This is a genomic window from Ramlibacter sp. MAHUQ-53 (assembly GCF_052600055.1).
The window spans coordinates 1-14,467 of the sequence record NZ_JBQWTS010000002.1 but is presented as its reverse complement, the minus strand read 5'-3'; the positions used below and the strand labels follow the sequence as shown (position 1 = coordinate 14,467).

The 14,467-nt window shown below is 75.6% G+C and carries 11 protein-coding genes; all 11 read right to left on the bottom strand.

Translation table 11 applies throughout. From position 1 onward, the window contains the following. Positions 1 to 8 precede the first annotated feature (8 nt). Positions 9 to 959 (bottom strand): ABC transporter substrate-binding protein, encoded by a 951-nt coding sequence (locus ACT80S_RS03460; protein ID WP_377412671.1) that lies wholly within the window; start codon positions 957 to 959, stop codon positions 9 to 11. A gap of 10 nt (positions 960 to 969) precedes the next feature. Further along, entirely contained in the window at positions 970 to 2,901 is a 1,932-nt protein-coding gene (locus ACT80S_RS03455) for a TonB-dependent receptor plug domain-containing protein (RefSeq protein WP_377412669.1), read from the bottom strand. Next, complete coding sequence (locus tag ACT80S_RS03450) at positions 2,898 to 4,187, bottom strand: rhamnosyltransferase WsaF family glycosyltransferase (RefSeq protein WP_377412668.1); 1,290 nt, start codon at positions 4,185 to 4,187, stop codon at positions 2,898 to 2,900. Before ACT80S_RS03450 ends, ACT80S_RS03455 begins: the two co-directional genes overlap by 4 nt. Then, the gene (locus ACT80S_RS03445) at positions 4,180 to 7,056 is read right to left on the bottom strand and encodes a glycosyltransferase (protein ID WP_377412666.1); all 2,877 of its coding nucleotides are present in this window, start codon (positions 7,054 to 7,056) and stop codon (positions 4,180 to 4,182) included. Before ACT80S_RS03445 ends, ACT80S_RS03450 begins: the two co-directional genes overlap by 8 nt. Further along, positions 7,053 to 7,931, bottom strand: coding sequence for a glycosyltransferase family 2 protein (locus ACT80S_RS03440; protein ID WP_377412665.1), 879 nt, complete (start codon positions 7,929 to 7,931; stop codon positions 7,053 to 7,055). Before ACT80S_RS03440 ends, ACT80S_RS03445 begins: the two co-directional genes overlap by 4 nt. Beyond that, entirely contained in the window at positions 7,928 to 8,785 is an 858-nt protein-coding gene (locus ACT80S_RS03435; RefSeq protein ID WP_377412663.1) for a glycosyltransferase family 2 protein, read from the bottom strand. Before ACT80S_RS03435 ends, ACT80S_RS03440 begins: the two co-directional genes overlap by 4 nt. Before the next feature lie 188 nt (positions 8,786 to 8,973). Beyond that, positions 8,974 to 10,170 (bottom strand): KpsF/GutQ family sugar-phosphate isomerase, encoded by a 1,197-nt coding sequence (locus ACT80S_RS03430; RefSeq protein WP_377412661.1) that lies wholly within the window; start codon positions 10,168 to 10,170, stop codon positions 8,974 to 8,976. Positions 10,171 to 10,204: 34 nt separating this feature from the next. Then, complete coding sequence (locus ACT80S_RS03425; protein ID WP_377412659.1) at positions 10,205 to 11,767, bottom strand: hypothetical protein; 1,563 nt, start codon at positions 11,765 to 11,767, stop codon at positions 10,205 to 10,207. Between the two features lie 82 nt (positions 11,768 to 11,849). Continuing rightward, complete coding sequence (locus ACT80S_RS03420) at positions 11,850 to 12,509, bottom strand: class I SAM-dependent methyltransferase (RefSeq protein ID WP_377412657.1); 660 nt, start codon at positions 12,507 to 12,509, stop codon at positions 11,850 to 11,852. Positions 12,510 to 12,517: 8 nt separating this feature from the next. Further along, complete coding sequence (locus ACT80S_RS03415; protein WP_377412654.1) at positions 12,518 to 13,411, bottom strand: ATP-binding cassette domain-containing protein; 894 nt, start codon at positions 13,409 to 13,411, stop codon at positions 12,518 to 12,520. 2 nt (positions 13,412 to 13,413) lie between these two features. Continuing rightward, positions 13,414 to 14,310, bottom strand: a complete 897-nt coding sequence (locus ACT80S_RS03410; protein WP_377412652.1) for a hypothetical protein — start codon at positions 14,308 to 14,310, stop codon at positions 13,414 to 13,416. Between the last annotated feature and the right edge of the window lie 157 nt (positions 14,311 to 14,467).

Sequence of the window (14,467 nt, the reverse complement as noted above, 5' to 3'; positions counted from 1 at the left end):
CCTCATGCTCATTCCCCCCGCTCCGCGCGGCGCAGCCGCTCCAGCAGGGCCGCCTCGGCGGGCAGGCGCAGGCCCAGGGTCTGGGCCACGTGCTCGTTCAGGGCCACCGAGAACAGGCGCGGGTAGCGCGGCGCCGGCAGGGGCTGGCCGCGGGCCGCGGTGCGCACCAGGTCGGCCGCGTCGGCGCCGACCTGGGCGGGCGTGGAGTAGACCGCCGCCAGCGCGCCGGCCCGCACATAGGACTGCGAGTAGCCGATCACCGGCACGCGCCAGCGGAAGGCGGTGAGCAGCAGGTTCTGCGCGGTGCCGGCATTGACGATGTACGGGTCGGGCACGGCGAGCAGCACGTCGCTGGCGGGCAGCAGCTGCTGCAGCGCCGCGTACAGCTCGGACTCGCGCTCCACCCGCTCGGTGGCCAGGGCCATGCCGCGGCCCTCCACCTGGGCGCGGATCGGCTCGACCTCGCCGGCCAGGGCCGGGCCGACCAGCAGGCCCACCCGCGGGCGCGAGGGGAACAGCTGGCGGATCAATTCGGCCTGGCGGGCCAGGGGCTGGTCGACGAAGACGGCGGAAAGCCGCCGGCCCGCGACCGCGCGGGCCGAGGCCGCGAGGCCCTCGAAGGTGGCGCGGGGCACCAGCACCGAGAGCACGTCGGCCCGGGCCTCGCCGGCCAGCGCGGCGCGCGTGCCCTGGGTGCCGACGGCGACCACGAGCTGGGTGTCCGCCGGCAGCGCCAGCGGCTCGCGCCGCTCCAGCGCGGCGCGCGAGGCGACCACCACCTGGTGGCGCACCGCCGGGGCCTTGCGCAGCTCGGCCTGCAGGGCCTCGGCCAGGTCGGCGGCGGCGCCGGTGGCCTCGGGCAGGACGATGGCCACGGTCTGCGCGCAGGCCGCGCCGGCCAGCCACAGCAGGCCGGCCACGAGGGCTCGCAAGGCACGCGGGAGGAAGGTCACGCGCATGGCCGGCCGCTCAGTACTCGAGGGTCAGGCGCGCCCACCACCGGGGGGTGAGCCACTGGAATTCACGGAATTCCTCGCGGCGGCCGACCGGGGCGGACCAGTTCAGGGAGGCCTCGGCGCGGGTGCCCTCGAGGCGGAATTTCTGGGCGATGCTGGCGCCGCGAATGCGCTGCACGTCCGAGACGGTGGCCTCGCCGAGCCAGCGCAGGCTGGAGCGCTCGGAGAAGTTCAGGCCGACCTGGGTGTCGGAGGGCAGCAGGTAGCTGGCGACCAGGCTGGCGCTGCGTTGCGGCACCGAGGCCGACAGGGCGGCGTTGTCGCTGCGCACCCGGCTGCGGTGGCCGGCGGCGGCCACCAGCACGCGCGGCGTCGGCCGCCACTGCAGCTGCGCCTCGCGGCCGCGGGTGACGGCGGCGGCGTTGTTGCGAAGGTCGTAGGCGCCGCCGCCAGAGCGGTCGCCCAGGGCATAGAGCTCGCGGGTGATGAGGCGGCGCATGTCCTCCTCGAACACGCGCACGTCCAGGCTCAGGCCGTGGGCGGCCCACTCGCCCAGGTACACCACCTCCTTGGCCCGCACCAGCTCGGGCTGCAGGCGGCCGCGGGTGCGGTACAGGACATCCAGCACCTGGCCCTGGTAGGACAGCTGCCAGTCGGCGCGCTGCTCGAACAGGCTGGGCGTGCGGAACGCCTCGGAGACGCCGGCCTTGAGCGTCTGGCCGGGCCAGGGCTTCCAGTTGGCGAACAGGCGCGGCGCGAACTGTGCGCCCGAGAGCTGGTCACGCGCGAACAGGCCGCCGGCGTTGAAGGTCCAGTGCAGGCCGGGCTGCCACTCGAGGTGGCCGAAGGCCTGGTAGGCCTGCTTGCCCTGGGCCTCCTGGGAGTTGAACAGCTGCGGCGCCCACAGGCTCTCGTTGCGCCAGTCGGCGCCCCAGGCCGCGCGCAGCTCGGGGCCGAGGTCGAAGCGGTGGCTGTAGCTCAGGGTGGCCTGGCGCGCGCGGCGGCCCAGGTCCACCCGCAGCGGGCCGCCGATCAGGTCCAGCGTGTAGGCGTCGCGGCCCTCGTCGTGGTTCAGGGAGGCGGTGAGGCTGTAGGCGTTGCCCGGGGCGAGCTGGCGGTGCCACTGCGCGGAGAGGTAGTGCGAGGTGGTGGCTTCCTCGCGCACCGGGTCGGTGAACTGGCGGGCGAAGCCCACGCCGATGCGGTTGTCGGCGATGCCGGCCAGCAGGGTGAGCTCGTCGCTGTGGCCCAGGGGCAGGTCGGCGCGCAGGTCGATGAAGCGGGAGCGGTAGGTGTCCTGGCGGTTCTCCAGGCCCTCGTCGCCGCGCACCATGCCGCTGAGGCGCACCTGCGCGTCGCCGACCGGGCGGCCGATGCGGAAGGCGCGGTCGCGGATGCCGTTGCTGCCCTGCGCCACGTCGACCCGCAGGCCGGTGCTCTGCGCCGCGCTGCGGGTGATGACCTGGATCACGCCGAGGAAGGCGTTGGCGCCGTAGCTGGCGGAGTTGCCCCCGCGCACGACCTCGATGCGGTCGATGTCGTCGACCTGCACCGGCACGTTGGCCCAGTCGACCCCGCCGAACAGGTAGGGGGCGTAGACCGAGCGGCCGTCCACCAGCACCTGCACGCGCTGCGAGATCTGGCCCGAGAGGCCGTGGTAGCTCACCACCGGGCGGCCGCCCACCGGGTAGCCGACCTGGAAGCCGGGGACGAAGCGGAACAGGTCCGCCAGGGTGCGCGCGCCGGTGGCGCGGATGAAGTCGCGGTCCAGGACGGTGACGGCGGCCGGCGTGTCCTGCGGGGTCTGGGCCAGGTGGGCCACCGACTGGATGGCGCGGATCTCGCCGACGTACTCGTTCTCGGAGAGCTCGGGCTGGGGCTCGGCATGCGCCGCCCCGAGGGCGGCGAGCACCAGGGACAGCAGGAGGGCGCGTGCGGGCTTCATGCGTCGGCCGCGAGCCCGAGGGCCCGGCGAAGCTCGGGGATGAAATGGAAGGCAGTGCCGGCCGGGGCGAACAGGCTGCCCGGCGCGAGGTCCACCGCCACCCGGCCGGCCGCGCGCCAGGGCGCGGCCAGGCGCTCGAGTTCGGCGGCGATGGTCTCGGGGGTGACGCTGCCCAGCGAGTGGATGAAGGGGCTGCGCGCGCCCAGGTCCTTGTTCTCGTGGCGGTTGGTGACGACCTGCACGCCGAACTCGGCCATCTCCAGCGGCGGGTAGCTGGGGTGCGGCGAGAGCATCAGCGACAGGCCCAGGCCGGCCTGCGTGAGCGCCTGCGCGTACTCGTCGAGCGAGAGCTTGCCGCGGCTGGCGATGCGCGCGCCGCCGGGCAGCGCGATGTCCTGGTGCTGCTCGCCCAGCGACTCGATGCGCCACTGCGCCGCCGAAGGGTCGCGCGCGGCCCAGGCGCGCACGCCCTGGACCACCAGCTCGAAGGCATTGCGCGGCACGCCGGGGCGGCCGTACAGGATCAGGAGGCGCTCCTTGTCCAGCCGCTGCAGGCCGGCGCGGGCGGCGGCCAGGCTCGGGTTCAGCTCGGGCTCGAAGGCGTGGCGGGCGGAGAAGGCATAGCCGGCCTGCGCGAAGAAGTCCGCCAGCAGGCCGGTGTTGAACACGCCGACCATGGGCAGCGGGTACTCGTAGGTGCTGCGAGACAGCAGGTAGCGCGAGGACAGCGGGTAGAAGCCCGGCTCGTGGTCCTGCACCAGGTACACCAGGGGGCGCGCGGCGATGCCGTACTGCGCGGCCTGCCACGGCACGAGGCGCTGGGCCGAGTACGCGGTCCACCAGGCGGTGGCGACGAACAGGTCGCCCGGGCCCACCGGCAGGGTGCGCGCGGCGCGGTCGCCCATGGAGACGATGCAGCGGCCGGGGCGGTCCTCGGCGGACGCGTCGCGCACCTCCCAGCCCGCGAGGGCGGCAGGCAGGGGCTCGCCGCGCCAGTCGTGGTCGGTGAGGATGACGCGCACGTCGGCGTCCTGCGCCTTGAGGATGTCGAAGAAGTGCAGCGCGGTGCTGATGCCGCCGAACACGTGCGAGGGCCGGATGGTGGGCAGCAGCAGGTTCAGGCGCGGGCGGTCGAAGGCGGAGGGCCGCGCCGTCATCGGCGTGACCTCGGGGATGTCGACTTCCGCGGTGGGCAGGCCCAGGCGGGCGGCGGTGGCCTGCACCGCGGGGCGGCGGCGGGCCCAGCGCCAGGCGCGGCGAAGGAAGGGGCCGAGGGCTTCAGTCATGCACGGCCATCCGGCGCGGCGATGCCGGGTGCAGCGGGCGCGGGGCCTGGCTCATGGCATCGAGGTTGGGGTTGTAGAAGGGGTCGCCCTCGGTGCGGAACGGCGCGTACTTCAGGCGCGACTGCACGAAGTCCGGCTCGGGCACGTGGGGCGTGCGGGTCTTGCTCTCCAGGTGCGTGAGGCGCACCTGGGGCCAGTAGAGGTTCTGCAGGCCGGCGCGGTGGGCGCGCAGGCCGATCTCGACGTCGCTGCCGCAGATGATGAAGCTCTCGTCGAAGCCGCCCAGGCGCTCGAACTTGGCGCGCTCGATGGCGACGCAGGCGCCGGTCACCGCCAGCACGTTGCGCGGCACCATGGCCGAGACATAGGGCGAGGGGAAGTGCACCGGCTCGGCGCCGCGGAACACGTGGTCGGCCCAGCCGCCCATGCCCACCACCACGCCGGCGTGCTGGATGGTGCCGTCCTCGAACAGCAGCAGCGGGCCGACCGTGCCCACGTCGGGCAGCGCGGCGACCTCCACCAGGCGCTCGAGCCAGTCGGGCGTGATGACCAGGGTGTCGTTGTTCAGGAAGACCAGGAACTCGCCCGCCGCATGGCGCACGCCGATGTTGTTCAGGCGGGACCAGTTGAAGTCGATCGGCGCGTCGACCACCTTCAGGCGGGCGTCGCGCGCGGGCAGGCCGGCGAAGTAGGCCTTGGAGGCAGGCTCGGCCGAGCCGTTGTCGATGACGATGACCTCGAAGTTCGCCCAGGTGGAGCGCTCGAGGATGCTGTCGATGCAGGGCGCGAGCAGGTCGATGCGGTCGCGCGTGGGGATGATGATGGACACCAGCGGCCGGCCCGGCAGCGCGAAGCGGGGCTGGTGCACGAAGGTGTAAGCCGGCGTCTCCAGGCGGGCGAAGCGCTCGCCGTAGCGGGTGCGCAGGTGGTCTTCCACCGCGCGCGCGCCGGCGTCGTGGGCATAGGGCTTGGCGCCGGCATTGGAGGCGGTGGAGGCCTCGTGCTGGCGCCAGTGATAGAGCACCTCGGGCACGTGGTGGAAGTGCACGCCGGCGGCGGCCAGGCGCAGCACCAGGTCGTGGTCCTGGCTGCCCTCCAGGCCCTCGCGCAGGCCGCCCACGGCCTGCAGCGCCTCGCGGCGCACGCACAGCAGGTGGCCCACGTAGTTCTGCGACCAGGCCAGCGCGGGCGACCAGTCGGGCTTGAACAGCGGCAGGCTGCGGCGGCCGCGGTCGTCGACCTTGTCCTCGTCGCTGTAGAAGGCGCCGGCGGCGGGGACCTCGAAGCTGGCCTCGACCATGCGCAGGAGCGCCTGCGGCGCGAGCAGGTCGTCATGGTCGGCGAAGGCGATGATCTCGCCGCGCGCGGCGGCGATGGCCTCGTTGGTGGCCCGCACGATGTGGCCATTGCGGGCCCGGCGCAGCACCCGCACGCGGTCGTCGGCGGCGGCGTGGCGCTCCAGCACGGCCAGGGTGCCGGCGCGGGTGGAGGCGTCGTCGCACAGGCACAGCTCCAGGTTCGGGTAGGCCTGGGCCAGCACCGAGGCGATCATCGTGTCCAGCATGGCCGGCTCGGTGTTGAACACCGGGACCACCACCGAGACCAGGGGCTGGCGCGGCAGGCGCGCGAGGCGCTGCGGCGCCTCGGCCTGCAGGGCGTCCAGGCGCTCGGCCTCCTGCGCGAGCCAGAGGTCGTAGGCGGCAGCTGGCGTGGGCGCCACCGGCTGGCCGGTGGCCCGGCCCAGGAGGCGGCGGCCGAACGCGCGCACGCGGGAGAGCTCGCGCCGCAGGCGGCCGCGGATGCGGCGGGCCAGCGTGCCGGCCTCGCGCAGCGGCGCGGTGAGGCGCCAGGAACGCGAGGCCTCCATGGCGCGCAGCTGGCCGGCCAGGCCGTCGGCATGCGCGTGCAGGGCCTGCAGCTGGTGGTGGAGACCGGCCACCTGCTCGTCGCGCTCCTGCGCCAGCCGGTCGTGCGCCACCTTCATCCGCGCGCGCTCGGCGTCGTGCAGGCGGGCCTGCTCCTGGCGCACGAAGCGGTCCAGGTACTTCACGCGCAGCAGGGCCTCGGCGGGCACCGGCTGGCCCAGGGCCAGCACGCGGCGCTGCGCGGTGCGCAGGACGAAGGCGGCCTCGACATGGTTGCGGATGGCGCCGCCCAGGATGGTGTTGCCGCCATGCAGGCGGTAGTCCAGCAGCGGGCGGCCCTCCAGCCAGCACAGCGCGCCGGGCAGCTCGATGGCGGCGCGCAGCGCGTACTCCCAGTCGAGCACGTAGCGGAAGTGGCCCAGCGGGCCGAGCTTCTCCCAGGCCGCGCGGGAGAGGAAGAAGTTGGAGGTGGAGACGGTGAAGTTGCCCCACAGCAGCACGTCGCGCGGCGACTGGCCGCGCGCGAGGCGGGCGGTGATGCCCTGGTACATGGCCAGCCACCAGCCGGCGGGGTCGGCCGGCGTGACCGCGCGGCCCTGGCCGTCGATGAGGCGCACCGGGGTGACGCCGAGGAACTCGGGCCGCTCATGCCGGCGGGCGCGTTCCACCAGCACCGCGAGGCGGTCGGGCGCGAACAGGTCGTCGGAGTTGAGGACGGCGAGGTACTCGCCGCGCGCCAGGGCCAGGCCGCGGTTGATGGTGGCGTGCGAGCCGGCGTTGGCCTGGCGGTGCAGGTGGATGCGGGCGTCGGGGTGCTGCGCGAGCAGGCGCTCGACGACCTCGGCGCTGCCGTCGCGGGAGCCGTCGTCGATGACGATCAGCTCCCAGTCGGTGAAGGTCTGGGCCCGCACGCTGTCGATCGCCGCGGCGATGTAGCGGGCGTGGTTGTACAGGGGGATGACGACCGAGACGGCGGGCGTGGCGTCAGGCGGCAGGAGGCTCATGCGATCGGTTTGAGGGTGAACGCATCCCGCAGGCCGCGCACGATCTGGCGCAGGCGCTCGGCCTTCTCGCCGCCCAGGAGCAGCAGGAGCGCGAGCTTCTGCAGGGAGCGGAAGGCGTCGTTCAGGCGCCAGGGCAGCGGCAGGGCGCGCTGCATGGCGAGCCAGGCGCCGTTGCGCGCCTGGTAGTAAGTGCGAAGCGGCGCATGCACCGCGAGGCGGTTGCCGAAGACGCCGATGCTGCCGTTGCCGATGCTGTGGGCCATGCGCTCGGCGCCGACCTGCAGCACCGAGAGGCCGGCGCGGCGCGCGCGCAGGCACCACTCGACGTCGACGTAGTCGATGAACAGGTCCTCGTTGAACAGGCCCACGCGGCGCAGGGCCGGCACGGCGAACAGGCAGCCGGAGGTGATCAGGTGGTCCACCACCACGCGGTCCTGCGGCGCCAGCAGCACCTTGCGGCGGCGCCACCGCATCGGGAGCATGGAGGGGAACGGGCGGCCGGAGGCGGCGTCGACCAGCGCCGGCCCGAAGGCGGCGATGCCGGGGCCGCTGGCCCGGGCCACCGCGACGAGGCGGCCGGTGAGGCCGGCGGGGGGCAGCGAGTCCTGGTCGAAGGTGTGCAGCCAGTCGAAGCCGTGGTCCTCGGCATGGGCCACCGCCACGTTCAGCGCCGCGGCCACGCCGAGGTTGTGCCCGGGCTGGCGCCACAGCACGTTGGCATGGCCGGCCCAGCGCGCGTCGCGCGGGTCCAGCGTGTGGCCGTTGTCGATGACGAGGACGGCATCGGCGTCCGCCCGCAGGCGGTCGATCAGGGCGGAAAGACTGTCGAGGCGCGGGTGGTAGGCAACGATGCAGGCGAGCACCCGGCCACTCATGGTGACGGGGCTCCCCGGCGTCCGTCGAGGGCGGGGCCGGAGCCTTCCTGCGGCGGCGGGGCTGCGCGGCGGCCGCCGGCCAGGCGGTGCAGGAAGGTGCCCGAGGTCCACAGGCGCCACAGGCTGCGCAGGTGCCAGCCCAGGTGGCGCAGGTCGCGCCGGCTGGCGTGGGCGGCGCGGTGGGCCACCACGACCTCGGGCGCGCCGTCGAGCGCGAAGCCCAGGTCCTGCAGGCGCAGGCAGATGTCCACGTCCTCGCAGTACATGAAGTAGCGGGTGTCGAAGCCGCCCAGGCGGCGGAACACCGAGGACCGGAACAGCATGAAGGCACCATTGGTCCACTCGCGCGCCTGGGGCGCGCCGCGCCCTGCCCCGCCGAGGTGGCGGCGCAGCAGCGAGGCCGGCGTGGGCAGCTCGCGCGCGGGGTCGAAGGCCTCGCCCTCGCCGCAGGCCTGCAGCGGGTAGGCACAGCCGGTGCGCGGCTCCTGCAGGTGGCCCAGCAGGGGCATGAAGGGGTCGCTGGAGAAGCGGATGTCGGGGTTGAGCACGCCGAAGTAGGCGGTGCGGCAACGCTCGAAGGCGGCGTTGTGGTTGGCGCCGAAGCCCTGGCGGGCGGTGTTGGCCAGCAGCACCACCTCGAAGGGCCACTCGGCCGACTCGAGGGCCGCGGACAACTCGGGCTCGGGAACGTTCAGGGTGACGATGACCTGCTCGACGATGCGGGCCGAGTGACGGGCGACGTCGGCCAGCAGTTGCAGCACGTCCGTGCCATGCCCGTGGCTGACCACCGACAGCGTGACACAGGGCAGCGCCAGGAAGGGCGCTGCCAGCGAGACGGGCAGGTCGGCCTTCATGACAGCTTATTGACGGACTTTAGTCATCATGGGAACCCGGCCATTGTAGGGCTGGGCTCCCGATTGCCCATCAATAAGAAGTGGTTAACAGGTAGTCAGCTCGGCAACAGAATGCGTAATGAAGTGGGATTGCGCGCAACCCTGGTCGTTTGTCCCATCATCCACCGGGCTTTTACGGGTAGTGAGCGCTAACAAAAGATCTCCAGGATACCCACCGCCCCGCCCTCCCCGCCCGCGGTGACGACCAGGCAGCGAACTTTGGCTCCATGCATCAGGGCCTGGGCGTCCGCCAGCAGGGCGTCGGCGTCGATGCTCAGCGGTGTTTCGGACATGAAGCGGTCGACCGGCTGGTCGAGCGGGCTGCCGGGGCGTTGCAGGGCGCGGCGCAGGTCGCCGTCGGTGAGCAGGCCGCGCAGGGTGCCGCCGGGGCCGGTGACCAGGGCCAGGCCGAGGCGGCCCTCGGTCATGACCGGCACGGCCTGGCGCAGCGGGGTGCCGGAGGGCACGCCGGGCAGCACGGGGTGCATGGCGTCGCGCACCCGCGTGAGCAGCGCCCGGCCCAGGCTGCCGCCCGGGTGGTAGCGGGCGAAGTCCTGCGGGCGGAAGCCGCGCCGGCCCATGAGGGCGACGGCCAGCGCGTCGCCCATGGCCAGGGTGGCCAGGGTGGAAGTGGTGGGCGCGAGGTTCAGCGGGCAGGACTCGCGCTCCACCGAGACATCCAGCACCCGGTGCGCGCGGCGCGCCAGGGTGGAGGCGGTGCGGCCCACCAGCGCCACGCGCGGGTGGCCGAAGGCCTCCAGCGCGGGCAGCAGGCGAAGCAGCTCCTCGGTCTCGCCGCTGTTGCTGATCATCATGACCACGTCGCCGGGACGCAGCATGCCCAGGTCGCCATGCAGGGCCTCGGCCGGGTGCAGGAAGAAGGCCGGCGTGCCGGTGGAGGCCAGGGTGGCGGCGATCTTGCGGCCCACATGGCCGGACTTGCCCATGCCGCACACCGCCACCCGGCCCGGGCAGGCGAGCAGCAGTTCGACGATGGCGTCGAAGGCGGCGGCCTGGCCGCCTGCGCCTGCGCCTGCGCCGGTGCTGGCCGTGCTGGCCGTGCTGGCCGCGCCGGCCCCGCCGTCGCCCGCCGCCGCCTCCGCCCGGCCCCCCGCCTCCAGCCTCGCGGCCAGGGCCGCGACGGCGCGGGCCTGGGCGCGCAGCGACTGCGCGCCGGCCTGGCAGGGGCGGGCTGCGCCCACGGCGCCCACGGCGCCCACGGCGCCCACGGCACCCACGGCGCCCACGGCGCCCACGGCGCCCACGGCACCCACGGCACCCACGGCACCCACGGCACCCACGGCACCCACGGCACCCACGGCACCCATGGCACCCATGGCACCCATGGCGCCCCCAGCGCCCCCAGCGCCCTCGGCGCCCTCAGGCGGCGGGGGGCGGGTGGTGTTCATGCCAGCGATGCCGCAGCCGCCGCTGCAGGCCGTGCAGCCAGGTGCCCTGGTAGCGCGCCCGCAGGGCCGCCGCCAGCCACTGCGCGCGCCCGCTCCAGGGCGAGGCGCGGTGCGGCGGCAGCGCGCGGCAGGGAGGGCGGAAACCCCGGTCGGCGGCGCGCGCGGCGGCGGGCAGCAGCAGCGGGTCCTCCGGCCCGGCCTCGAGCTGCGCGAGCAGCGAGGGCCGCACATGGCCCAGGGCGACCTCCCGCGCCACCTCCTCGCGCGTGACGGCGCCGGCCGCCAGCGCCTCGCGCAGCGCCCCCACCCACAGGCGGCCCAGCGGGTTGGCGCAGGAGACCCAGGGCTGGCGCGGCATGTCGGTGTAGTGCAGCAGCGCGGTGCGCCCGGGCGACCAGGCCTCGAGCGAGTTCCACACCGGGTCGATGGCGGCCTCGGCCTGGGCGGCGATGAAGTCCTCCATCAGCTGCGGGTAGCCGAGGCGGCCGGCATCGAGCTCGGCGACCAGGGCCGGCAGGTCCCAGCGCAGGCGGTCGCAGTCCATCAGCATGACGCTGGCCTGCGGCCGCCGGCCCGACCCGTCGGCCGCGACGGTGAGCACCGGCGCGGCGCCGAAGGGGCGGCGCCACAGGGGCAGGAGGTCGCGCAGGACCAGCATGTCGGCGTCGAGGTAGAGGGCGCGGCCGGCGTAGCCGCAGGCGCGCGGCACCAGGAAGCGCTGGAAGGAGAACGGCGTGCGCGGGCGCAGCGCCGGGTCCCGCGGCAGCGGCTGCGGCAGGCCCAGCGCGCCCAGGGCGGTGACCTCGACGCGCAGGCTGGCATGGCGGCGGATGGAGTGCGCCAGCACCTGCAGCGGCAGCCACTCGCCCGGCGTGGCCGCGACGAAGACCCGCGCCGGCGCGGGCACGCCCAGCGGGGCGAAGTCCACCCCGGTGCGCGCCAGGATGGCGGGAAAGCGCAGGAACTGGCGGTCAAAGCGGCGCTGGCCGTTGGCCAGGCGGGAGACGGCGTGCAGGTCGGCGAAGGGCGGCGCGTAGGCGTGGCCGCCGTCGACGCCGGCCGAGCGCACGGTGCGCACGCCGGCGGTGGCCAGCAGGTCGAGGGCGGCCTCGGCGCTGAACCAGGTGGCGCGCACCACGGGCTGCGCGCCCCGCGGGCCGGGCGCGGAGTCGAGGTCGTACCAGGCCAGCCGGCCGGCTTCGCGCAGGCGGGCGAGCGCGGGGTGGTGGTCGGCCAGCTCGGGCAGGGCCGCGGGCCCGGGGCGGTGGCCGGCGTGCGGCCGCCACGGCAGCACCACGAGCCGCGCGTGGGCCAGCGCGCCGGCGCAGCGCTGGAAGGCCTCCAGGTCGATGAAGTGGGCGATGTCCACGCGCGGCAGGGCGCGCACGGCGTCGTTGAGGGAGAGGACGGCATGGGACTCAGCGGCCTGCAGCGCCAGCGGGAAGCTGGGGCCCTTGCCGACGATGAGCCAGGTGCGGGCGAGACAGCCGGGCCGCTCACCGAGCCACCTGAATACGTTGGGCAAATTGCTCATGGAGCCCCCACGCTCGGCACTGCGTGTCCGTCGCTGCCCCCCGAGGGGGCGCGAGCTTGCTTGGGGCGGCCCGGCGCGGCGCTCATTTCCTGAACCCCAGCATGTGCAGCATCGCCGGCGCCAGCGTGTACGCCGGCACCGCCTCGCCGGCGGCCTTGGCGCGCTTGCGCTCGAGGCGGTCGTCGCGGCCGCGGGGGCGGAACAGGAAGCGATTGAGCTTGTCGACCCGCAGGCCGGCCAGGGACATGCGGTCGCCCTCCTCCAGCGTGGCGACGCAGGAGTGGCGCAGGCCGCGGAAGTCGATGCCCGGGAACAGGTGGCCCACGGCCTGCGGCGTGAAGCGCCAGAAGTCGCCCGGGTAGCCGTGGTAGCGGAAGACGAAGGGCACCGAGAGGAACAGCGCGCCCCCGGGCCGCAGCAGCCGCTCCAGGCTGGCGGCCGCGGCGAAGACCTGCGGCACATGCTCCAGCACGCTCAGGCACAGGACGGTGTCGAAGGCCCGGCCGCCGAAGGCCGCGGCCACGGCTTCGGGCGGCGCGGTGAGGTCCACCACCACGTCGACGTTCTCGCCCGGCGCGAGGTCGCACCCCGTCAGGCGCAGCGCCGGCCGCTCCTGCGCGAAGAAGCCGCGCAGGTCGAGGAAGGCATGCGCCTTGTACTTGCGCGAGCCGACCTCCAGCGCCTCGCCGCGCGCATGCCGCAGGTGCTCGCGGATCCAGGTGAGGCCGTTGGCGCCGGACATGGCGGGCCTCAGGCGATCGCGCGCAGCGGCGCGGACAGGGAGGGCGGGCCGGCCTCGGGACCGTGCGCCGGGCCGGCGGCGAACAGCGCGGCGGCCTCGTCCACCGGGAAGGGGCCGAGCAGCCGGCCCTCGCGCAGCACGCAGGCGCGCGGCGCGCAGGCGCGCAGCCACTGCGGCTCGCCGCTGAACACCAGCGCGGCGCCGCGCTCCAGCCGGGCGAGCAGGCGCGCGCGCTGCGACCGGCGCGCCGCGCCCTCCCCCGCCCCGGCGAGGTCGTCCACCACCAGCACCTGGGCCGGCAGGGCCAGGGCGAGCTCCAGCGCGAGCAGGCGCACCAGGGCGGGCGGCAGGTGGCCGGTGGCGGCGCCGGCCAGGCGCGGGTCGGCGCCGGACTGGGCGAAGGCGCGGGCCAGCGCGGCGTCGGCCTGCGCGCCGTCCAGGCCCTGCAGGAGGGCGTGCAGGCGCAGGTTGTCCCGCAGCGCCAGGCCCGGCTTGAAGCCGGCCGAGGGCCGCGCGAGCAGCAGCCGCGAGGCCGGCGCGTGGACCCGCCCGGTGGTGGGCGCGAGCACGCCCGCCGCGATGGCCGCCAGCAGGGACTTGCCGCTGCGCGGCGCGCCGAGCACGCCCAGGCGCTCGCCGTGGCGCAGGGCCAGGTCCACCCCGGCGAGCGCGGGCAGGCCATGGGCGGCGCTGCGCGCCAGCGCGCGGCGGGGCAGCAGCATCTCGCGCAGCACGGCGGGCGCGAAGTCCGCGACGTCGGGCGGGAAGGCGCGGCCGACCCGGGTGAGGCGCAGGGCGATGGAGGGCGCGAGGCCGGGAGCGGCGGCTCTCTCGCTCGCCCGGTCGCTTGGCCGGTCGCTCGCGATGTCGCGGGCCTGGTCGGGGGCCTTGCCGTGCGCCATGGCTAGTGCCCCAGGTAGGCGACGGCCAGCGGCACCCGCGAGCGCAGGTAGCGCAGGGCCAGGGCCAGCACGCCGAGCGCGGCGAGGCCGGTTCCGGCCGGCGGCCCCAGCGCCGGGACGCCGCCGGCCAGCGCGTCGCGCACCGGCGGCACGAGCAGGGCCAGCGGGTTGGCCGCGACCAGGGGCTCGAGCCAGGCGGCGGGCGCGGCGTCGTAGAACACCGGCGTGAGCAGCAGCAGCGCCGCCTGCACCAGGGGCAGCGCGTAGCGCACGTCGTGCAGCACCAGGCCGGCCGGCAGGCACAGCGCCGCGAGCGCCGCGCCGGCGACCACCAGGGCGGCGAGGCCCAGCGGCAGCAGCAGCGCGTGCGGCCCGGGCAGCAGGCCGGACCAGGCCAGGGCCGCGAGCACCACCGGCAGCCGGATCGCAAAGGCCGCCAGGGCCGAGAGCGCGCCGGCGACCAGCAGCACCGCCGGGTCGAAGGCGACCGCGCGCAGCAGGCCCGCGGCGCGGCGCGAGAGCCGCAGCGGCTCCAGCCAGGCACCCGCGAACAGCTGCCACAGCGCCAGGCCGGCCAGCACCCGCGCGAGGTAGCGCGTGGCGGCGCGCGGGTCGGCGGCGTCGTACAGGCCGGCGGCCTGCCCCAGGTACGCGGCGGCGGCAGCGAGCGTGAGCAGCGGCACCAGCAGCCAGGCGACGCCGAGCAGGGTGCGGCGGAAACGCACGCGCCAGTCACGCTGCACGAGGGCCCAGGCGGTGCGCAGGTGCCAGCCCAGGGCGGCGCGCCGGCCCGCCGCACCCGGACCACCCGGACCACCCGGCGCGGCGGGCCCCGGGCAGGTCGCTCCCGGGCCAGGGGCACCGGACTTGCGCGACGCCCGGTCCGGCGCGGCGCTCATGGCCTCGCCCCTCCCAGCGCCCGCAGCCAGTGGACCAGCGGGCGCAGGCTCGCGGCGTACGCCGCGTACGCCATGACCAGGGCGCGGTGCCCGAGCTTGGCCAGGCGCCGCGGCGCCGCGCGCAGGCGCGGCCCGGCGGCCGGGCGGCGGGCCGGCC